A 21,455-nucleotide genomic window follows, 5' to 3' on the forward strand; every position below is an offset into this window, starting at 1 on the left:
ACGGCTGTTCGCTCTAATTAGGCTTCAGCCGTTTTATCTTTTGGATTCAAATACAAGATAGTCCAGCCGGTATAGGCAAGAATTATGGCGATTAGCGGGGTCAGGTAATTAAAGAACGCATAAATACCATATTCGAACGGACTAACGGCAAGTACTGAAAACATATAAGCTCCGCATGTGTTCCACGGAATGAGAGCCGATGTAATGGTACCACTGTCTTCCAGAGTACGGGAAAGCAATCTCGGATCCAGGTTGCGACGTTCATACTCTTCTTTAAACATACGGCCCGGCAGTACAATCGCCATATATTGGTCAGCGGTTAATACGTTCGCGCCAAAACAGGTAAAAATGGTTCCGGTAACCAGCGAGCCAACACTCTTAGCTGACTTCAACATGCCGCGGATAAAGCGTTCCAGCAGGCCAACTTTTTCCATAATAGCACCAAAGGTCATGGCACTTAAAATGAGCCAGACGGTATTTAACATTGACGACATACCACCGCCGCTTAACAATGAATCAAGATTGGCACTGCCTGTACTCACCGCTACGCCATCTGATAACGCCAACCAAACTACTTTTAACGAGGCAATCCAGCCCTCTTCTCCGGCTATTTGACTGACCATTTCAGGTTGAAAAATTAACGCCCACACGCCGCCGAGCAAGGCTCCGAAAAATACTGTGGGTAACGCCGGTTTGCGTGTTGCTGCCAGGTATAGCAACACAGCTAAAGGAACCAACATTTCCCAGCCAACGTTGAAGGTTGCGCTTAGTTGTTCCTGCATCAATTCCAGACGCTGTAAACTAACGTTGGTATCGGCGTTAAGACCAAGAATTAAGAACAAGGCTATCGAGATAATAAAAGCCGGCCCTGCGGTATACCCCATATAACGAATGTGAGCGAACAGCTCAGTGCCTGCGACGGCAGGAGCCAGGTTGGTGGTATCAGACAAAGGTGACATTTTATCGCCGAAGTATGCTCCTGAAACAATTGCACCGGCGGCGATACCAGGCTCTAACCCCATACCGGAAGCTACGCCCATTAATGCCACACCAATGGTTGCTGCAGTTGTCCACGAACTTCCGATAGACAGCGCTACCACGCCACAAATAATACAACTTGCCGCATAAAATAAGCTTGGGTTTAGCAGTTCCAGGCCAAAGTAAATTAATGTTGGAACCGTACCGGACAGTAACCAGGTACCGATTAATGAACCGACGGCAAGAATGATTAACATTGCGCCCAGGGCGACAGAAATCCCCTCGGTTATGCCCTCTTCTATTTGTTCCCAGCTAAAGCCATTTTTAAAACCTATGATGACAGCAATACCGGCCGCCACTAACAAGGCTATCTGGTTGGGTCCATAAGAAGAGTCTTCGCCAAATAAATAAACCGACGAGGACAGCATTGCAATTAGCGCAAGTAAAGGAATCAGCGCCTGTAATAAACTGGGTGCTTTTGTTTTATGACTCATTAATTATTCAACCTAAAGTTTTATAAAGCCTATTAGCTGTAAAAAAATAATAATGATAGCGACTGGAGAAATATATTTAACGCACAGCAGCCAGACATCGAAAATGCCTTTTTTTGTATCCAGTTCGTCTTTCGTGAACTCCGAACGCATGACCCAGCCCGCTAATAAAGCGAGCAGCAAGCCGCCTAGCGGTAACAGTAAGCTCGATGTTAAAACGTCAATAATATCAAAGAGTGACTCAATTGGCTTACCTAACCACTCGGAGTCTAATTGAGCCCAGCCGGAGCCGGCAAATGAATGGATGGTCAACTGTCCCAATAGCCATAGCACTCCGGCAGAAACTAAGGTTGCCGGCCAGCGGTTTAAGGAAAACTTTTCTGAAACAAAGGCAACCGATGATTCAATCATGGCAATAGCTGAAGTAAACGCCGCAATAACCAGCATAATGAAGAATACGGTTCCAACAAAGCCTCCGGCAGGCATTTCACTGAAAGCTAAAGGTAAGGTCGTAAAAATAAGGCCCGGGCCTTCGCTTGGCGTTAAGCCGTAACCGAAAACCAGAGGAAATATTGCCAGTCCCGCTAACAACGCGACAAAGGTATCAATAACAGCAATCCAGACACTGGTTTGTACTATAGAGGTTTCTCTTGGTAAGTAAGCGCCATACATAATCACAACACCGGAAGCCAACCCCAGAGTGAAAAAAGAATGGCCTAGCGCGACCATAACGCCGTTAACGCTCAACTTGCTGAAGTCTGGTTCGAACATAAAGCCAACGGCCGCAGAAAAGTCACCAATACTGCCGGAATAAAGAGCAATACAAACCAGCAACACAATCATGCACGGCAGAAGCAGTCTAACCGACCTTTCCAGACCATTCTTAACGCCGTTGCCAACCACTAAAATGGTCGCGACAACAATCAGGCTATGCCACATCATCAATTCGCCGGGCGACGCTTGCAGTGCATCAAAGGTTTTTCCTACTGCTTCGGCAGATGCATTGGTAAATACACCTTGTGCGGCTTTAAAGACATAAGCCAGCGCCCAGCCCGCTATAACCGCGTAGAAACTTAAAACCAGATAACCGGTCAACATTCCCAGCCAACCTGCAACTTGCCAGGCAGGATGCTTGCCTGACTCTAATGCTACCGACTTAGCTGCATAGCCTGGCGAGTGTCGGCCACGACGGCCAATAATCACTTCAGCCATCATAATTGGAATGCCAATGGCTAAAATACAAAGGAGGTAAACCAGAACGAAGGCACCGCCGCCGTTCTCGCCCATAACGTAGGGAAATTTCCAGATATTGCCTAAACCCACAGCGGCAGCTGAGGAGGCCAGTATAAAACTTAACCGACTTGACCATCGGCTTGATATCGCCTGATTATTTGTTGTCATTATTATTAATCGTTTGTGTTCATTAACGCGCTATATGACCACAAAACTGGGGTCTATGACAAGCGCACAAAAAAATACCGCCGTAAAGGCGGTATTTTTAAAAGGTTTATTTAATTTGAGGCGAGTTGATTTTTATCAATAAAATCAAATGCAACTAAAGCCGCTTGATCGAGCAAAGGGTCGATCTCGGTAAATTCTTCAGGAGCATCTTCAACGTCTTCTACAGGCTCTTTACCTGCACGTTTTAAACGTTCATTAACTCGTTTAAGTTGCTTGTTCTTTTGCTGCTCTTGTTTTTCTTCACGCTCAGCTAACACCAGACTGACCCAAGTCTTATCTTTTTCTTCTCTGAAGCGTTCTATTTCTTCAAATATATAAGAAAACTCAGGGTCTTCTTCAATTCTTTCGTTTAACTGTTGTTGCAGCTCTTTTACTTCGGCGCTGTTAATTTCATCAACAGGGCTATAGCTCGCTTTATCAATTTTATCCCAGGGTAAAGCGTTGTCTTCTTTGCTTTCACCCCAGTCTGAAGCTTCAACAAACGAAGGGAACACAACGTCTGGTTGAACGCCTCTTAACTGCGTACTACCACCATCTATGCGGTAGAACTTCGCAATTGTATATTGAACGCTGCCTAATGGCTTATCGTAGAAATCGAAGCGACGAGTCAATCCGCGATGTTGCTGTACAGTACCTTTACCAAAGGTGTTTTCGCCGATAATTAAGGCACGTTCGTAGTCCTGCATAGCGGCAGCAAAGATTTCTGATGCTGAAGCACTGTAACGGTCAACCATAACGAACAATGGTCCATCGTAGTATGTTTTACCGTCTTTATCTTCACTGACATCAATACGTCCGCGACCGTCGCTAACCTGAACCACCGGACCTTTATCAATGAATAAACCGCTTAAGTTAATGGCTTCGGTTAACGCACCACCACCATTACCGCGCAAATCTACCACCAGACCTTCTACTTCGTCGCTTTGTAAGTCTTCTATCAGCTTTTTCACGTCAGCGGTCAGGTTGTTGTAGAACCCGGGAATTTCGATAACACCAAGACGACGACCTTTATACGGCCCCTCTTCAAACTCTTTGACTTCAGCTTTTGCTGCACGGTCTTCTAGTTTGACTTTGTCACGAACAATTTCAACTTCACTAGGTGTGCCACCAGCGCCCTGACTGGCTTTTAAAACCTGCAAGCGAACCGTTGTGCCTTTAGGACCTTTAATTAACTCAACAACATCATCCAGACGCATACCGATGACATCGACGAATTCTTCTTCGTCTTCACCAGTCCCCTGACCTACAGCAATAATTTTATCTTCCGGAGAGAGCTCATCGGTTTTATCCGCCGGACCACCGGGTACTAAACTACGAATAATTGTGTAATCATATTCTGACTGAAGCACAGCGCCAATTCCTTCCAGTTCAAGATTCATATTTTGCTGGAATCGCTCTGAATTGGAAGGCGAAAGGTAACTTGTATGTGGTTCAACTGAACGGGCAAACGCGTTCATAACGGTTTGAAAAACATCTTCGCTTTTCGATTTTGTCAGTCGGTTTAATGCGCTGTTATAACGCTTACCAAGTGTCTCAACTATCTCAGGCCACTCTTTACCGGCCAGTTTCAAATTAAGCGCATCGTATTTAACGCGGCTTTGCCAAAGATCATTCAACTCATCTTTAGATTCTGCCCACTCAGCATCTTCGCGATCATAATAGTATTTGTCGCCCTCAACCGAAAAATCTATCGGTTTGTCTTCATCCAGTAAAGATAGAGCATATTCGTAACGCTGGAAACGACGCTCAAGACTTTTCTGATAAATGTCGTAAGCAACATCAAGTTCGCCCCGTTTCAGCATGTCATCAAATAAATGACGATACTCCTGTGCGGCTTCTACATCTTCTTTTAGCAGAAACATCTTGCTGTAATCCAGCAAGTCAAAGTAGCGCTCATGAATTTGCTCAGATAACTCATTATCCAGGGTCAGACTACTGAAATGATAACGGGTAAAGTAGGACGTAATACGCTCACTGGCTGTATCATGCTGAGCTTCCTGCTCTAACTCTGGTAATTCACTGATCTTGTGCTCTGGCGGTATCGCAACCGCAGCAGGAACAACACACATCAGTGCCAATGCACATTTCTTTACAGCCCAGTGTTTCATTGACTACTCCTAAGCGCGCAGAAAAATCTTATCTGCTTTAACTTTCATAATTAAACCGTTTTGCAACTGAACCTGAACGTCGTCCTTGTCCAGCTCTAAAACTGTTGCTGACATGGGGGTGTTCCCCGCTTTTACCTGAACCTGTTGACCAACAGAAAGCTTGTTGAGTTCCACATCAGCCAATTTAACTTTTGGTTTGGCCGGCTTTTTTGCGGTTTTCGGTTTAGCTTTTGCTGTATTTCCAGGTTTATCTTTAGCCGGAGCTTTTTTGGCGGCAGCCTTGTTGGTTGCTTTATTTTTCTCTGCAACTTTAGCTTTAGATTCTTTTAAAGTCTCTTGGGCATGCTGCTGATGTTCTTCCGTTACAGCTTCAACCTGCTCGCCATCTAGGTTCACTCGCTGAGCCCCCGTTTTAACACTGTACAGATACCGCCAGCTATTGGTGTAATGACGCAGAGCTGTTCTTAAACGTGTTTTACTTACTTTGTCATCGTCCTCAAGGCGTTTCGCCAAATCTTCAAAAATACCAATTTTTAAAGGTTTGGCATCGCCTTTAATAGTAAAACAGTCTGGAAACTGTTCGGCTAAATAGGCAATGACATCTTTACTTTTCGTCAGCTTTTCAGGTTCACTCATTCCATTCTTCTTCCTGTTCGCGGACAACTTTCATTAAGTTTCGAACATAGTCGTCCATTTCATCAAATGACAAATCTAGCAATGCAGGCTCTTCAATCCAGTCGTACAAAGTACGGCGAACCATTTCTTCAAGCTGCTCTGTTGTATCGTCATCCTCTCGTAATGCATTAATAAGATGCAGCATTTCATTTATTTTATCAGCGGCTTCTTCTTCATGCTCTTCAAAGAAAATAACATCTTGTTTGGTTACTAAATAACTGTGAATATCGAATTCAACAAACATACTATGATTGCAACCCTTGCCAATTCAGAGTTTGGCAGTAGTCAGCAATAGCCTGAATAGCTTTTGCGTCTTCTTCGCTAAAGCGCCCTACAGATGGGCTGTCAACATCCAGTACCGCAACGGTTTTGTCATTAACAACGATAGGTGCAACAACTTCACTGTTTGATGCTGAGTCACAAGCTATATGCCCGGCAAATTGGTGAACATCTTCAACTCTCTGGCAGGTTTGGGTTTCTGCAGCAACACCGCAAACGCCCTTTCCAAACGCAATACGAACACAAGCGACGCGACCCTGGAAAGGACCTAACACCAACTCGTTATCGGAACGAGTAAGGTAGAAACCTAACCAGTTAATGTCTTCAATGTGCTCATAGAGTAGCGCAGAGATATTCGCAAGATTTGCAATTAAATCAGGCTCACCTTCTGTTAAGGCCCGGCTTTGGGCTAATAAGTCAGAATACAGCTGAGAGCTCATAATTCGCCTTCTTGTTGATCGAGTTTGAAACGAGCAATTTGTTCGCCAGAGTCCGTTTTGAACTGCTCTTTTAATTGCCGTTTGGTTTTCGTAATTATTTCGCCGTTAGCACCTATAGTAAAAGCTTCCTCAGTGCTGGCGCATCGAGCCTGATAAGCCATAACCAATTGAATGGAGTTTTCACGTTGCTCATCAGTTAAACGATTACCATCCGGCCATTTACCGGTTTCAACCGCCTGAACCAGACGCTCGTATATGTCCTGATTCATACTTTTAATTAAGTCGTCGAATTGCATAGTTTACCGCTTCTTCTTTTTTAAAAAGACAAGCTGCACGCGGTTGATTATAAACCAAACTAATCCCCCGACCATTAAACCAACGGCAACGCTGTATTGCCACGTTTTAGGCATGGGTTGCTGAAGGAATAAATAAGTAAAAGCGGCAATCGATATCAGTAAGGCGAGCATTGAACGGGAAACCAACTTATCAGATTTTTCCTGCTTTATCCTTATGGCTTCACGCTCTATATCATCTTTAGACTGACCGGCCAGAACAAACTGGCAATGCGGGCACTCTTTTACTTTGCTTGAAATTCGCTTATTACACGAAGGACATTGTGTTAACGCCATAAACTACCTATCTCTTATGCAGTCCTTGCAATATAAGGCTTTTGCTCTCAATTTCAAGCATTGCGAGGGAATAAAAAATAAAACGGCCAACTTTGGGTTGACCGTTTTGCTTTAATTGACCGTTATTACGTTACTTTTTCTTGTCGGCATCGCCAAAGTCTTTCCAATAAGACTTAACCGTTGATTTCATTTCCTTATGAAGCAAAATCATACCCAGTAAGTTGGGCAATGTCATAAGGACAATAGCAACGGCGGAGGCTGTCCAGACTAGAGTGGTATCTGCAAATGACGCCCAGAAAAAGCCGGCGACATAGAGTATGCGGTAAGGCATAACTCCCTTTTGGCCGACCAGATAAACGACCGCCCTGTCACCGTAGTACGACCAGGCTATTGCGGTAGAAAAAGCAAACATTAGCAGAGTAATGGGAATAATGTACTGCCCGTAGTCTCCGAAATACCCATTAGCAAAAGCCAACGAGGTCAGAGCCGCGGAATGTACCAGTGATTTCCCAACAACTTCAATGTCCTCTTTAATCAGATTACCTTTTTCAATTCTAACCTGACCATTGTAAGCGTCTTCTCCTGCTATAATGAAACGCACGTCTTCAGCGACTGAGCGCGCATGCAAAATAGTAATTTCACCATTGGTCTGTGCTTTACCATCTACAACATCCAGCGTACCTGAAAAGCGTTTAATTTCAGTATCACCGATCCCGTTCAGGTATTTATACAACTCTTGACGGTCTTCACTATCTACGTCGTTGTATTCACCCACTACGAAATCGAGGTCACTTCTGGCGAAATTGTTCTCAAACTTCTCGGTCCATACCCCGGAAGACAAAATAACCAGACCGGTTAAGGTACAGATTAAGATGGTATCCAGGAAAGGTTCAAGAATTGAAACCAAACCTTCAGCAACCGGATCTTTCGCTTTTGCTGACGCGTGTGCGATTGGAGCTGAACCCTGCCCCGCTTCGTTAGAGAATAAGCCACGGTTTACGCCACGGTTAAACGCATAGGCGAAGCTGGCGCCAAGGAAGCCGCCTGCCGCTGCAGAACCGGTGAAAGCGTCAGTGAAAATAGAAGCGAAAGATGAGCCGATATTATCGATATTGAAGAAAATAACGCTCAAAGAACCGATAACATAAACAATTCCCATAATAGGAACGATTTTTGAGGTAACCGCTGCTATTCGCTTGATGCCACCAATAATAACCATTGCCAGCAAAATAGAGAGGATAGCCCCCGTCCAGACCGGATCAATTGAAAAAGTCTGCTCCATTGACTGAGCAATGTTATTAATTTGCGGCATATTTCCGGTGCCAAAGGAACTAACGATAGTCGCAATGGCAAAGATAACCGCTAACCATTTCATATTAAGTCGGCGGTCCATATAGTACATAGGGCCACCGGCCATGGTGCCGTCTTCGGTTTTGACACGGTATTTATGCGACAAGGTAACTTCGACAAACTTCGTGGTCATACCAAGGAATGCCGTCATCCACATCCAGAAGATAGCCGCCGGGCCTCCCAGAAATATTGCCAGCGCAACTCCACCAATGTTACCGGTGCCCACAGTGCCTGATAACGCGGTCGATAAGGCCTGGAAGTGGCTGGTATCACCTTGTGAGTCTTTTTTATCGAATTTCCCTGCCAGTACTCTCCAGGCATGTCTGAAATAGCGTACCTGAGGAAAACCAAGATACAGTGAGAAAAATAATCCCACACCGAGCAAAAGAAACGGGAAGTAGGCTGCAGAGCCTAGAAACCCGTCTATCCAAAGCAAAAAATTGTTGAGCGCTTCCAAGGAAGACCCCCTTTTGTTGTTATTATTTTGTGATCCAACTCTAGTTTTAACGCAATTTTGGTGAGACTGCCAATATTGCGGTTAAAACATCTTCTCCTAAACGCTGACAACGAGCTACTGACCAGCCGAAATCTTCGTCAGGTAAGTCTGCATTGTCTTTAAACGGCATTTCCAAGGTATAAGATAAACACTTGAAGCGCTCACCCACCGCAGAGTTTGCGACTGTCATATTCGCTTTACCGGGCTCATCCAGCTTATAACCATACTTCGTCTGGAACTCTGGAGTTGCGGCTAAAAAGGCTGATTTGAAAGTGTCTTCTAAGTCTTTATGGCGCTCGTCATATGAAGGAATACCTTCACAGCCTGCGACAAAGTTATAAGGCAAAGCTTCATCACCGTGCACATCAAGAAACATATCAACACCGGTTTCCTGCATGCGTTTTAGCACATAAAAAACTTCCGGGCTTTTTTCCAGGCTTGGTTCCGCCCATTCGCGGTTCAGGTTAGTACCAACAGCGTTAGTCCTAAGATGCCCACGAACGCTACCATCCGGGTTCATGTTTGGTACGACGTAAAAGACGTTTTCGTCTAACAGCTTACGGGCAACGCCATCTTCGTCGTCCAGTAAACGTGTAATTAAGCCTTCCATAAACCATTCAGCCATTGACTCACCCGGATGCTGGCGTGCAGTCACCCAAATGGTATTTTTGTGCTCAGCGGGTTCACCTATAACCAATAAGTTTAATTCACGGCCGTCTATCGTTTCGCCTAATAGCTCGTGATAACAGTCAATTGACTGTTGAGCTGATTGAACCAGATCCTGGTGACGCTCATACGAATAAGGGATGAAGTACGCATAATAAACGCTTTCTTGTTCTGGTGTATGACGAATAGTCAGCTCTTTGCCATTGTACTCCGTCGGAACCCGGAACCAGGTCTCACGGTCATATGAGGCAAGTGCCTGGTATTCTTTCCAACCGTCGGGGTAAGCAGAGTCAGATGCATTTTCAATCGTCATCACGTGCTCTTCGCCGGCTTCAGCAAACAGCTTAAAATGGAACCATTGGTAAAAATCAGACTGATGATCTTTTTTGATAGCTAAACGAATGTTATCGGCATTGTCTGAGCTGATAACTTGAATATTGCCACTGTCAAAGTTTGCAGTGATATGCATACTTCACCTTTATGTGTTGTTTCTGAGAAAGTGAGTAGAAAAAAAGCGCCCGCAGGCGCTTTTTCAATTATTTTGGTAAATTAGGAACCTTAAGTCCGGCCATAGCTTCAGCCACACGAATAACCTGGCAACTATAACCAAATTCGTTATCATACCAAACGTACAGCACGGCTCTGTCGTCTTCAACTATTGTTGCCTGAGAGTCAACTACACCAGCATGACGTGAACCCACTAAGTCTGAAGAAACGATTTCAGTCGAAGCAGTGTAATCAATTTGGTTAGCCAATTCTGAATGCAAAGAAACCTGACGCAGATAATCGTTTAATTCATCGCGACTTGTCGACTTTTCAAAGTTCAGATTCATTATTGCCATTGACACATTCGGGGTCGGTACGCGAATGGCATTACCTGTCAGTTTGCCCGCCATTTCAGGAAGCGCTTTAGCAACGGCTTTAGCCGCGCCGGTAGAGGTAATAACCATGTTCAGAGGCGCTGAGCGACCGCGACGTTCTGCAGTATGATAGTTATCAATCAGGTTCTGATCGTTAGTGTACGAGTGAACCGTTTCTACGTGACCATTACGAATACCAAACTGGTCATTTATTGCTTTGAGCACAGGAGTAATTGCATTGGTCGTGCAGCTTGCTGCAGAAACGATTTTATCACTATCTTCGATCATTTTATCGTTCACGCCAAACACGATATTCTTGATATCACCTTTTGACGGGGCCGTCAGAAGCACTTTATCAACACCTTTTGATTTCAGGTGCAGACCCAGGCCATCTTCATCTTTCCAGATACCGGTATTATCGATAACAATCGCCTTATTAATACCGTACTGGGTATAATCCACTTGGTCCGGCCCATTAGAGTAAATCACTTTAATACTGGTACCGTTAGCTTTTATGCTCTGGCTATCGTGATCAACGGTTATTGAACCATTGAATAAACCATGGATTGAGTCACGACGCAGTAAACTTGCCCGCTTTTCTAAATCACCATCGCGACCGCCACGAACAACAATGGCACGTAAGCGCATTTTATTGTTGCCACCATTACGTTCAATTAACTGACGAGCCAATAAGCGCCCTATCCGTCCAAAACCATATAAAACCACGTCGCGAGGTTCGATATTATCTTCTGAATCAATGATGTCCGCTAACTCACGTTTGACGTAATCTGTAACCGACAAACCATCAGCTTTATCTCCAAACAAGTAGCCATAGGCCAGTTTGCCCAGATCAACGCGAGCCGGGGACAGTTTCAGCTCTGCCATAGCCTGCAAGAACGGAAAGCTTTCGCGTAAACGAACTTTCTGCCCTTCGTGGCGAAGAATAAGACGGTGTGCCTTAATAATATTAATGGTCGATACGTTCAGTAATGAACGGCCATAAACCAAAATTTCAACACCGAAGTTCCGGTACAACTTCCCAAGCAAAGGTTGCATTTGCTCGGCGAATTCCTGACGTTCCTGCCAACTTGATAAGGTTGGATCTTGCTGGTTAGAGTTCATAGTGAGCCCTGTCCTCTATGGTAATGTCTGTGAGCTTATAAAGTGCTACGCTTAAAAACCGCGATATTGTACTGAAAAGCTTGGCATGAAGCCAATTTTACGGAACAATTGTGTTTCACAAAAAAAATGTTGATATCTATGCTAAAAAAAATTGTTATTACAAGTGCTGCTCTCGCTTTAACCGGATGTATGGAAGGAAAGCCGTCAGTCAGTAAAATCTGCGAGTCTACTCCTGGTATTTGTAGCGATTTAAATACCGATAACTGGTGCAACGTAGAACGTAGCGAACTTATTTACAGTCGTTATGAACGTAGTCTAAACGATACGAGCGAAAACCAGTATTTCGTCATGCGGGATCTGGAAAAGTACTCAAAATGTATCGAGCTGGCTGCAACACTTGAAATGACAAAATCAAAACAGAAGCAGTCGGATCGTTTAGAGGCCTTTATTAACTCACGAAAAAATATAGAGAAGCTGGCTGACGAGACCGCCGATTCCGAACACCCTCTATGGCTATACTGGCATTGGGCCAACCGAAGCGACCATGAAGCACTGGATAAGCTTCTCGCACTAGAGGGCAGCAAAAAAATGGAAACGCCTGAACTTAAACTAGCGTTAGCCACCTATTATACCAAGAAAGACTCGGAAAAAACCTTTGAGCTTCTTTACAGCGCGCTCCGGCTGTATCGTCCCGATGACAAAGTAAACCCTGAAATACCTTCAACTTTAGTTTCTATGTATTTAAAAGAAGGTAATGGTCCTGAAGCTTATGTCTGGTCCCAGGTTGCCTGGCAGTTCGGCCAGAAAAACCTGGATAAAAACAGTATGAAATCAATTGTTAATGCCAGCGAAGACCAATACGACGACTGGGATGATCGCGCTGAAGCGATTGTCGATAAAATTGAAGAGGGTAAATTCCGCGGTTACTACTCATCGTCTTCGTGACGCATCGCTAGTGAGTTAACGCAATAGCGTTGTCCAGTTTCTGTTGGGCCATCGTCAAATACGTGGCCCAAATGCCCACCACATTGACTGCAGAGTATTTCAGTACGAGTCATGCCATGGCTTGAATCTTTTACATAGTCAATTGAGCCTTTTATGGCTTCATCAAAACTTGGCCAGCCGCAATGTGCATCAAATTGATGTCCTGCTTCAAAAAGTTTCTGACCGCAACCGGCACAACGGTAAACGCCGTCTTTATCACAGCTTAAATACTTTCCGGAAAACGGCCGTTCAGTGCCCTTTTCTCTCAGTACATAATAAGCTTCATCGCCTAATATTTCGCGCCACTCCTGTTCACTTTTGTTACTCCAGTCGTGTTCACTCATATTTGCTTAACTCCTTTATCTTTCAATTAAATTTCGTACTACTGTAACAGTCCATGTGCTAAACTTAAGCTTAAATTCATGGGTAAATTTGCTGAGGTTTTGCATGCTTCGTCGTACCAAAATTGTAACTACTCTCGGGCCTGCCACTGACTCTGAGGAAACGCTCAGAGAGTTAATAAAAGCGGGTGCCAATGTTGTTCGTTTAAACTTTTCTCACGGCAATGGTGACGATCACAAGCAGCGCGCTTCCATGGTCAGAAAAATTGCCCGGGAATTAAACGCCCATATTGCCATTTTAGGCGACTTGCAGGGACCAAAAATTCGAGTTGCCCGCTTTCAACAAAAACAAATTACGTTGGCTGTCGGTGATAAGTTCATTTTAGACGCTGAGCTTGGAAAAGACAGCGGCGATCAGGAACGTGTCGGCCTCGATTATAAAGACTTGCCAAAAGATGTCAGCCCCGGCGATCTTCTCTTACTGGATGATGGTCGCATTCAATTAAAAGTTGAAGAGATTGATGGTAGCCAGGTTAAAACAGAAGTCACCGTTGGCGGTGTGCTTTCTAATAATAAAGGTATTAACCGTCAGGGTGGTGGTTTGTCAGCTGCCGCATTAACGGAAAAAGATTTAGCCGATATTAAGCTCGCAGCGGAAATCAATGTAGATTACCTGGCGGTTTCATTCCCTCGCTCTGGCGATGATATTAACCAGGCTCGGCACTTGCTCCGCGAAGCTGGTGGACAAGGCGTATTATGCGCTAAAATTGAACGCGCAGAAGCCGTTGCCAGCGAACATGCATTAGATGACATTATCAGAGCATCCGATGCCGTTATGGTTGCCCGTGGCGATTTAGGCGTCGAAATTGGTGATGCGCAATTGGTGGGTAAGCAAAAACAAATTATTTCGCGTGCACGCCAACTAAACCGTGTGGTTATTACCGCGACTCAAATGATGGAGTCGATGATTGAAAACCCAATGCCAACCCGCGCCGAAGTGATGGATGTTGCCAACGCCGTACTGGATGGTACAGATGCCGTAATGCTGTCGGCTGAGACGGCTGCCGGTAAACATCCAGTAGCAACCGTAAAAGCCATGGCTGAAATTTGCCTGGGTGCAGAAACACATCCAACCGCTCAGTTGCGCCACCAGGATCTGGAAGAAATGTTTTCCAGCATTACCGAGGCGACAGCCATGTCTGCCATGTACGCAGCCACCCACTTGAATGGGGTCAAGGCCATTATAGCGTTAACTGAATCCGGTTTTACTGCCAAGCTTATGTCGAGAATTACTTCCCATTTACCGATATTTGCATTATCCCGCCATCCGCAAAGTCGCGACAAATCAGCTTTATACCGTGGTGTTTACCCTATAGATTTCGATTCTACTAGTGTCAGTAATCCGATAACTGAAGCTATTGAGGTAGTGAAAAAAAGTGGACACATAAAAGCCGGTGATTTAATCATACTAACCCACGGCGATGTAATGGAAACCGTGGGCTCAAGTAATACCTGTAAGATGATAGAAGTTCGTTAATCGTTAAAATCATTAATTAAAGAATCAAGAAGGTCGATGTATTCATCGGCCTTTTCTATCACTTTTTTGCGTTGTTCCCCAGTCAGGCTCTGATACATATCCCACAAGAACTCTTTACGAAGCTGGCTATTTTTATCCGCTTTTTGCTGAAGCTCTTCGCTTCTTAATTGTTGTGGGTCAAGAATTAATGCTGATAATTGATTTTCATCTACAGGTTGCTTCAGCAACGCTTTCTCAAATTCACCTAACCAATTTGAGCGATAGCTTAACCATTGCTCACGTAATTCAGGAGAATCAGCCACCCAGCTGCGTAATAACTTATCCTGCTCTTTAGTTAGAGAACCAATGATATCTTCTAAGTCCTCTTCCACTTCCGAAATGCGGTCCAGCCTTCTTAGTATCGGGTTCTCTTCCTGGTCGTCCTGAAAGCGCTGATAACGCTCTTCCTGCGCTTCTTCTAATCGACGGATAAGTTGTTGCCGTTGTTTGAGTGAAAGAGTCGCTAATAAGCCCGCTTCGGCTTCTGTTCGTACTAAAACATTATCCCAGAACGTCCAGAGCTTATCTTCAAATTTGCTGATATCGTTTTTGCTCAGCGTCTGCTTATCGACCTTATCTCTCAGGTTTTTCAGTTCATCTCGATACAACGGGAGCTGAGTTTGTGCATGCCAAAGATGCATTTCATCAACTTTCTCTGCTAGCAGCTCTTCCTGCTCACCGGTTAAGTCAACGTAATCCTTTACTTTCCACTCAACCAGAGTGTCAGCAAACTTGTAGCCAAGGTTCGCCGTACACCCTGCTATCAGGATTAAAAAGGTTATTACTGCCAGCAGTCGATACATGATTAGCTCAGAATAAGTTGTTTAATACGGTCTTTATAACTACGACTTACTTTCAGTTTTTGACCATTTTTTAATTGTAAATGATATTCGCCATTTTGTTGGTTACAGAGCTTTTCAACCTGTTTAATGTTAACAATGGCGGAACGATGAACCCGCTGAAACAGCTTAGGGTTTAAGTCCTGCTCCAGTTCTTTCATTGTGCGTCGCAGAATGTGGGTATCGTCACCGGCATGTATACACATGTAATCTCCAGCGGCATCAATCCACTTAATGTCTTTGACGGCAACCCGGGTTATCTCACCGCTGTCCTTTATAGCGATATATTCCGGATATTGGTCTGCGGTAATACTTTCGCCTGAAGCCAGCTTCTCTAATAGAGTATGCGTATCTTGCCCGGTTACCTCCGCAACTAAACTGATCAGTTTTTCCTGGTGCTCGTCGTTAACCGTCTGATGCTCGCTTATAACGCGGTTAACGCATTCAGCCAAGCGGTCGTCATCAACGGGCTTCAACAAATAATCTAACGCCCTGACCTCAAAGGCTTTGATAGCGTAGGTGTCATAAGCTGTTACAAAAACAACGACTGGCAACTCATGTCCCTTCTCCTGCACAGCTTTTAATACTTCAAAGCCATTAAGCCCGGGCATTTGTATATCGAGAAAAATCAGATCAGGTTTATTTTCGATAATGATATCGACGGCTTCCCTGCTGCTTTTGCACTCGGGCATTAACTGCAGTTGCTCAAACGCCTGTAAACGAATAGCCAACCCCTTTCTGGCGAGGGGCTCATCGTCAATAACCAGGGTTTTCAATCGATTCATCTTTGACTCTCCAACATTTCCATCGGAATCGTAATACGAACACAAAGACCGCTCTCAGCACCCTTTAGCATTTCAAATCGATACTGCTTGCCATATAAGGATTTAAGCCTTTGACGAGTGTTATTAAGCCCGACACCGTCTTTGCGGAATAGCTTTTCCGGGTCTGTTTCTATCTTCGGCCCATTATCACACACCTCCAAAATCAGATTCTCTTTTTCTGACCAGGAACGAACTCTGATTTTCCCCACCCCTTCTACATTTGAAATGGCGTACTTAATTGAGTTCTCGATTAAAGGCTGACAAATTAAACTAGGAACCAGAGCATTCTTGGTTTCATCTGACAAATGAATATCAATTTCAAGCTGCTCGTCAAAACGTACTTTTTCAATATCCAGATACAAAAGCAAGGCATCCACTTCTTTTTCCAGAGTCACTTTTTTAATCGGTTCATTATCTAAAGAAAAACGAAGGAAGTGGCTTAGTTTATTCACCATCAAATTGGCTTTCTCATTCTCTTTTAGCAAAATAAGCGTAGAAATTGCGTTTAAGGTATTAAACAGAAAGTGCGGATTGAGCTGGTATCGCAGCATTTTCAACTGCGCCTGATGTGCCATAGACGAAGCCAGTAACGCTTTTTGCTTCTCTTCCTGCAGCATCTGATAATACTTAATACCAAAATAAAGTCCGCTCCAGCTAAGAATGATATAAAACTTGGCCAAACTGTTTTTCAAATAGAAAAAGGGACTGTCCGGACGAAAACCGAATTTATAAATTTCCCAGTAAGTTGCGTTATCAACAATGGCCCAGGCTACAGCGGTAACATAAGACACCACAATGGCAATTAAAACCATAAGCGCCGGGGGGAACTCCCATATACGCCGGTACAAATAGCGAAGCGGAATCGTACTCAAAAAGCCGGCATACGCCCCCAAAATAATAATGAGGGTGTAGATATCCCGCATTTCATGCATTAGTGACCCTATGTAGTTTACTAACGCATAACCTATCCAGCCTCCCGCCTGCAGCAACCAAAAGAACCGGTTACGGTTATCCATCAATAGTTGCCACTGCGTTTTTATCGGTTTCTCCATTATGTTGAGGACTCTAAACGCGACAACTCGTCAATATCCACAAGGCTTCCGGAGAAAAGAGAGTTAACCTCATCTTTCTGGTTCCCCATAAACTGCACACCTAACTCAAGCTGGTCATCCACTTGCTTTACCTGCCGGACTATAGCTTTAAGGGTTAAGTCGACGTTATTTTTCTGTTCTATTTTAAGAACAATTTTGCTGCCATTTTCCCAAAGCTCGTCTATTTTACCTTCAGGCTTTTCATGCTTTAGGCGACACCCACTTTCAGAGACATCCAGCACGTGTCCTCTGAAAGTATTCTCCTCGCCTTTTACCGACTGCCCTGAGACTGAAGCAGGTAAAAAGGCGTCAAATCGACGCCCTTTTCTAATAATCCGATGCTCAATCTGATTTGGCCACATAATAAAAAGCATTTTCGTCGGGTGTGAGATGACATAGCTTATTTCACTGCGAAACGCACAAATTTCACCACTTTCGTTTTCCAGAACAAAGCGGACAATAACCGGTGTTTTCTCCTGCAAAAGATCACGCATGTCATTGTATTTACGCGCGTCGGGCATATTAACGATGACCCAACGCTCATTAACCGCGCCAATAAACTCCGAATAAAACCGAGCCGGAACGTTCGAATTGGACAGTTGAACTTCTATTTTCTGACCTGTGACGAGCTGCGAAATTTTGCTTGGCATAGGGGTCTCTTTGCGATGAATCAATATGTTACTATGATCGCTAGTTGTCAGGCTGTGTCAAGCAAAGGAGAGTATCTTGATCGCTTACGATATAACACCCATCGATTTACATGGGCATTTATTTAATGTCTCTCTCACTATTGAACAAACGAACGATGAGCAGGAACTCTGGTTACCTAACTGGATTCCGGGCAGTTATTTAATACGGGATTTTAGTAAGCACATTATTGGTTTACACGCCGAGAGTAACGGCCTTTCCCTGCCGGTTAAGCAAATAAGTAAGAACCGCTGGCAACTGGCTCGTTCGAAGCATCCTGTTACTGTGCACTATCAGGTATACGCCTGGGACCTATCGGTTCGTTCGGCTTATCTGGACCAGTTTCAGGGTTTCTTTAATAATACCAGCCTGTGTCTTGCAGTTGAGGGACAAACCGACCTTCCCTGTGAACTGCACTTGCATGCGCCGCCAGAAGCCCCTCTGTGGAAGGTCGCGACCGGGATGCCCCGAAAAAGTGGGCAACCACATTCCTGGGGATGCTTCCGAGCCGATAATTATGATGCGCTAATTGACTATCCTTTTTTAATTGGAGACTTAACCATTGAGGAGTTTATTGCTCACGGCATTAAGCACTCTCTGGTCTTAAGCGGCCGCCATTATGCTGACACCTCGCGCATAACGGCAGATTTAGCCAAAATTTGCGAAACTCAGATTAGCCTGTTTGAAGAAGCACCTTTTCAGTCTTATACCTTCCTGACCATGGTGGTAGGATATGGTTTCGGCGGACTCGAACACAGAAATTCAACCGCACTACTTTGCAGCCGTAAAGATTTAATCAGTGCTCATCAATACGAAATGAATGACAACTATCAAACCTTTTTGAGCTTGTGTTGCCACGAATACTTCCACAGCTGGAATATTAAAACTCTGAAACCAAAGGCTTTTCTTCCTTATCAGTTGGAGAAAGAGTCGTACACTGAGCAACTCTGGTTCTACGAAGGTATGACATCCTACTTTGACGATTACCTTTTGCACACCAGCGGCATTATTGACGAAAAGCGTTATTTAAAGCTTTTGGGTGACACTCTATCGCGGGTTGAGCGTGGTGCCGGGCAATACCAACAAAGCGTAACAGAGTCGAGCTTTCTGGCCTGGACTAAGTTTTATCAGCAGAACGAGAATGCGCCGAACAGTATTGTCAGCTATTACGCGAAAGGTGCATTAATAGCACTTAGCCTCGATCTCATGTTGCGTCTGCAATCCGACCATAAACTGACGCTTGCAAGAGTCATGAAAGAGCTTTGGCATGAGTTTGGTAAAACATCTATTGGTACAGCCGACGACACAGTCATTAATTGGCTAAACCAGTATCCGGGCATTGATATTTCGGACTTCCTAAAAGACGCTTTATACAACAAAGAATCGCTGTCGCTTGTGGAGTTACTGCAAAACTTTGGCGTTATGGTTCAAAAACAGGTGCCCGTTGATGATAACAGCGTCGGTGGAAAAGCGTCAGAACAGCCTGCGCGTGTCAACTTTGGGGCTAAGTACAAAGCATCACCGCAGGGTTTGGACGTTCTTAATGTGTATCATGATGAAAGCGCTTATCACGCAGGTCTTTCTGCAGGCGACAAAATCATCGCAATTGATCATTTGCAGGCCACTGAGCAGTCGGTTAAACGAATTCTGGAGCGCTATATTCCCGGAGACACGGTGACAATTCATGCGTTTCGCCGGGACGAGCTAATGACACTGGAGCTTACCTGGCAAGAACCCGCTAAAAGCAGCTATGTCTTAAGCGTAGAACAACCAGATAAGCTGAAAGGCTGGTTAACCCCTTCCGGTTAATCCTGATAAAGCTGGGGAAGTAACGCAGGGTCTAACCGCTCATTTCCCCAGTTAACCCGCCAGTCCAGGTGAGGTCCCGTAGCACGGCCTGTGGCACCTATAGCACCAATTGAATCGCCCTGCTCTACTTTGTCACCAACCTCGACATGCAGTTCACTCAGGTGCAAATATGTTGTATTCACTTTATAGCCATGTTCAATAATGATGGTACCGCCTGAGTAAAATAAATCAGGTTCAGCCAGAACAACTTCGCCCGGCCACGGCGCTTTAACCGGAGTTCCTGTTGGCCCGGCTATATCTTGCCCATAGTGCGGGTTTCGGGGCTCGCCGTTAAAAATTCGCTGACTGCCGTAAACACCACTAATACGGCCTTCGGCGGGCTTAGTAATTGCAGTCAAAAAGTCCGTTCGTGTGGTTTCTTTTTGTCTGGCTACCCAAACTTTTTCCGCTTCTTTTCTGGCTCGTTTTACCTGCTCAGGGTCTGGTGTAACAGTTTTTTGCGGTACACCATCGACACGGTCAATCTTGTATTCACGAGGCTCCAGTTTGAGCTCTTTAGTAATAGTTTTATCGCCTTTACTAACAACTAAGGTGTTTTCTAATTCAGCCTTGCGCGGAAAACCAAAAACAATATACCCCTGCTCGGTTACCTGCAGAGCTTCGCCGTTCAGTGTTGCAGTAACACCTGGCTCAGATTTAGCCAGAATTAAAGCCCCCTGAGTCAAAGAGCCTTTTATTTCTAACGGCAAAGACTCATCGGCTGAGGCCACATTCGCCGAACACAGCGCTAAAGCAGCGGCAACAATCATTTTACGCATAGGCAATTGCTCCTTTTCCTACCCCTTCGAAGGCGCGAACTTCTACAGCCTGACCCGCATGCTTAGATTTAATTTCTGCAGCGAGAAAGTCTGCAATGCACTCAACTGTTGAGTCTGTCTCTATAACAAAGTTCTCTGCATTCGGAACAATAAGCTCAAACAGTCCCTGGTCGGCAACATAGCTGTAATAGGTATGAGTCGAGTCGCTGGTTGCAGACGTTGCAGCCTCGGACAGAGTCAGTTCTTTCTTTGAACGAACATCTTCGGTAGTGCCTAGATAGATGTCTTCCCACTTATCTGACCATTCTTTTTCCAACACAGGCTGGCGAATATTATCCAGTCGAATTTGAATTTTTGAACGATGACCATGAGCAATACGTTGGCAATTACCGTCGTGCTTTTTCAAACCATGTGTGTAGTGATAGTAAAAACCGTCGATATTTTCGGGTCTCAGAAGCAGCTGCAGACCTTCAACATTAACCGGTAACTCGCGCTTTATAACGGCTTTCAGGTAGTCCGTTACTGTCTCCATGGAAACAACATCTGCATCGATAAAGGCAAAGGCATCGGCAGGGCAAAACAGATGAATAGAACCTTGTTCCGGGCGCTGAAAATCGACCCAGTTAGCGCTGTCATCAGAGTTGTGCGTTACTTTTGTATACGAATGCTCTGCCGGTACAACCAATTTATGGTCAACCGAGTTATCGATAATGGCTTTAACCTGCTTTTTAACCCGACCAAAGTCCAGCACCATAGATTGCTCATTTAACGCGCCATCCAGCACGATATCAACAATCCAGCTCTCACCAACTATCCCCCTTTCCGGGCATAAGTAAGAGCAATCAATAACGGTCAAATCATTCACAAATAACTGCATAGTGAGCTTTTCTCATCTCTTCTTCGGTAACTGTAACTAGTATAACCTGAAACG

The 21,455-nt window shown here is 44.7% G+C and carries 21 protein-coding genes; 3 read left to right on the top strand and 18 right to left on the bottom strand.

The window, feature by feature from the left end; translation table 11 throughout:
* Positions 1 to 17: 17 nt before the first annotated feature.
* From nhaC to ACP7H9_RS01815, 11 genes are all read right to left on the bottom strand, one after another.
* The gene (gene nhaC, locus ACP7H9_RS01765) at positions 18 to 1,472 is read right to left on the bottom strand and encodes a Na+/H+ antiporter NhaC (RefSeq protein WP_110013111.1); all 1,455 of its coding nucleotides are present in this window, start codon (positions 1,470 to 1,472) and stop codon (positions 18 to 20) included.
* Positions 1,473 to 1,484: 12 nt separating this feature from the next.
* Entirely contained in the window at positions 1,485 to 2,870 is a 1,386-nt protein-coding gene (locus ACP7H9_RS01770) for a sodium-dependent transporter (RefSeq protein WP_110013110.1), read from the bottom strand.
* 110 nt (positions 2,871 to 2,980) lie between these two features.
* Positions 2,981 to 5,038: a carboxy terminal-processing peptidase gene (gene prc, locus ACP7H9_RS01775; RefSeq protein WP_417440675.1), complete on the bottom strand. Its 2,058-nt coding sequence runs from the start codon at positions 5,036 to 5,038 to the stop codon at positions 2,981 to 2,983.
* Positions 5,039 to 5,047: 9 nt separating this feature from the next.
* Entirely contained in the window at positions 5,048 to 5,674 is a 627-nt protein-coding gene (gene proQ / locus ACP7H9_RS01780) for an RNA chaperone ProQ (protein WP_439222109.1), read from the bottom strand.
* Positions 5,667 to 5,957: a hypothetical protein gene (locus tag ACP7H9_RS01785; RefSeq protein ID WP_011234518.1), complete on the bottom strand. Its 291-nt coding sequence runs from the start codon at positions 5,955 to 5,957 to the stop codon at positions 5,667 to 5,669. The genes proQ and ACP7H9_RS01785 overlap by 8 nt, the downstream gene beginning before the upstream one ends.
* Position 5,958: 1 nt before the next feature.
* A complete protein-coding gene (locus ACP7H9_RS01790) occupies positions 5,959 to 6,432 on the bottom strand; it encodes a GAF domain-containing protein (RefSeq protein WP_439222110.1) in 474 nt (157 codons plus the stop codon).
* Complete coding sequence (locus ACP7H9_RS01795) at positions 6,429 to 6,728, bottom strand: YeaC family protein (RefSeq protein WP_417440673.1); 300 nt, start codon at positions 6,726 to 6,728, stop codon at positions 6,429 to 6,431. The genes ACP7H9_RS01790 and ACP7H9_RS01795 overlap by 4 nt, the downstream gene beginning before the upstream one ends.
* Positions 6,729 to 6,731: 3 nt before the next feature.
* Positions 6,732 to 7,061, bottom strand: coding sequence for a Zn-ribbon protein (locus ACP7H9_RS01800; protein ID WP_011234515.1), 330 nt, complete (start codon positions 7,059 to 7,061; stop codon positions 6,732 to 6,734).
* A 130-nt stretch (positions 7,062 to 7,191) separates the two neighbouring features.
* A complete protein-coding gene (locus tag ACP7H9_RS01805) occupies positions 7,192 to 8,868 on the bottom strand; it encodes an alanine/glycine:cation symporter family protein (RefSeq protein WP_110013103.1) in 1,677 nt (558 codons plus the stop codon).
* Positions 8,869 to 8,914: 46 nt separating this feature from the next.
* Entirely contained in the window at positions 8,915 to 10,042 is a 1,128-nt protein-coding gene (locus ACP7H9_RS01810) for a M14 family metallopeptidase (RefSeq protein WP_439222111.1), read from the bottom strand.
* Between the two features lie 67 nt (positions 10,043 to 10,109).
* Entirely contained in the window at positions 10,110 to 11,555 is a 1,446-nt protein-coding gene (locus ACP7H9_RS01815) for a glyceraldehyde-3-phosphate dehydrogenase (protein WP_439222112.1), read from the bottom strand.
* 138 nt (positions 11,556 to 11,693) lie between these two features.
* On the opposite strand from ACP7H9_RS01815, the gene ACP7H9_RS01820 reads away from it, so the two are divergent.
* The gene (locus tag ACP7H9_RS01820) at positions 11,694 to 12,500 is read left to right on the top strand and encodes a DUF2989 domain-containing protein (RefSeq protein ID WP_439222113.1); all 807 of its coding nucleotides are present in this window, start codon (positions 11,694 to 11,696) and stop codon (positions 12,498 to 12,500) included.
* Here the strand turns inward: ACP7H9_RS01820 and msrB are convergent.
* Complete coding sequence (gene msrB, locus ACP7H9_RS01825) at positions 12,482 to 12,883, bottom strand: peptide-methionine (R)-S-oxide reductase MsrB (protein WP_034820836.1); 402 nt, start codon at positions 12,881 to 12,883, stop codon at positions 12,482 to 12,484. The two genes, ACP7H9_RS01820 and msrB, sit on opposite strands and share 19 nt — an antisense overlap.
* Positions 12,884 to 12,986: 103 nt before the next feature.
* Between msrB and pyk the strand changes: the two genes are divergently transcribed.
* Positions 12,987 to 14,417 carry a pyruvate kinase gene (gene pyk / locus ACP7H9_RS01830; protein ID WP_439222114.1) on the top strand — a complete coding sequence of 477 codons (1,431 nt, stop codon included), beginning with the start codon at positions 12,987 to 12,989 and terminating at the stop codon, positions 14,415 to 14,417.
* Here pyk and ACP7H9_RS01835 read toward each other — a convergent pair.
* Genes ACP7H9_RS01835 through ACP7H9_RS01850 form a run of 4 tightly spaced genes read right to left on the bottom strand, consistent with a single transcriptional unit; the run spans position 14,414 to position 17,860 of the window.
* Positions 14,414 to 15,259, bottom strand: a complete 846-nt coding sequence (locus tag ACP7H9_RS01835; protein WP_439222115.1) for a DUF6279 family lipoprotein — start codon at positions 15,257 to 15,259, stop codon at positions 14,414 to 14,416. The genes pyk and ACP7H9_RS01835 overlap by 4 nt on opposite strands.
* A 2-nt stretch (positions 15,260 to 15,261) precedes the next feature.
* Entirely contained in the window at positions 15,262 to 16,080 is an 819-nt protein-coding gene (locus ACP7H9_RS01840) for a LytR/AlgR family response regulator transcription factor (protein ID WP_153849091.1), read from the bottom strand.
* Positions 16,077 to 17,171 carry a sensor histidine kinase gene (locus ACP7H9_RS01845; protein ID WP_011234506.1) on the bottom strand — a complete coding sequence of 365 codons (1,095 nt, stop codon included), beginning with the start codon at positions 17,169 to 17,171 and terminating at the stop codon, positions 16,077 to 16,079. The genes ACP7H9_RS01840 and ACP7H9_RS01845 overlap by 4 nt, the downstream gene beginning before the upstream one ends.
* Positions 17,171 to 17,860 carry a flagellar brake protein gene (locus tag ACP7H9_RS01850; protein ID WP_439222116.1) on the bottom strand — a complete coding sequence of 230 codons (690 nt, stop codon included), beginning with the start codon at positions 17,858 to 17,860 and terminating at the stop codon, positions 17,171 to 17,173. The genes ACP7H9_RS01845 and ACP7H9_RS01850 overlap by 1 nt, the downstream gene beginning before the upstream one ends.
* Positions 17,861 to 17,936: 76 nt before the next feature.
* On the opposite strand from ACP7H9_RS01850, the gene ACP7H9_RS01855 reads away from it, so the two are divergent.
* On the top strand, positions 17,937 to 19,706 hold the full coding sequence (locus tag ACP7H9_RS01855; protein WP_439222117.1) for a M61 family metallopeptidase: 1,770 nt from the start codon (positions 17,937 to 17,939) through the stop codon (positions 19,704 to 19,706).
* On the opposite strand, the gene ACP7H9_RS01860 is transcribed toward ACP7H9_RS01855, so the two are convergent.
* Complete coding sequence (locus ACP7H9_RS01860; RefSeq protein WP_439222118.1) at positions 19,703 to 20,524, bottom strand: M23 family metallopeptidase; 822 nt, start codon at positions 20,522 to 20,524, stop codon at positions 19,703 to 19,705. The genes ACP7H9_RS01855 and ACP7H9_RS01860 overlap by 4 nt on opposite strands.
* Positions 20,517 to 21,401, bottom strand: a complete 885-nt coding sequence (locus tag ACP7H9_RS01865; RefSeq protein WP_439222119.1) for a 6-carboxytetrahydropterin synthase — start codon at positions 21,399 to 21,401, stop codon at positions 20,517 to 20,519. The genes ACP7H9_RS01860 and ACP7H9_RS01865 overlap by 8 nt, the downstream gene beginning before the upstream one ends.
* Positions 21,402 to 21,455 lie beyond the last annotated feature (54 nt).

It is taken from the genome of Idiomarina sp. ST20R2A10, from assembly GCF_051842345.1.
GTDB classification, from domain to species: Bacteria; Pseudomonadota; Gammaproteobacteria; order Enterobacterales; family Alteromonadaceae; genus Idiomarina; species Idiomarina loihiensis.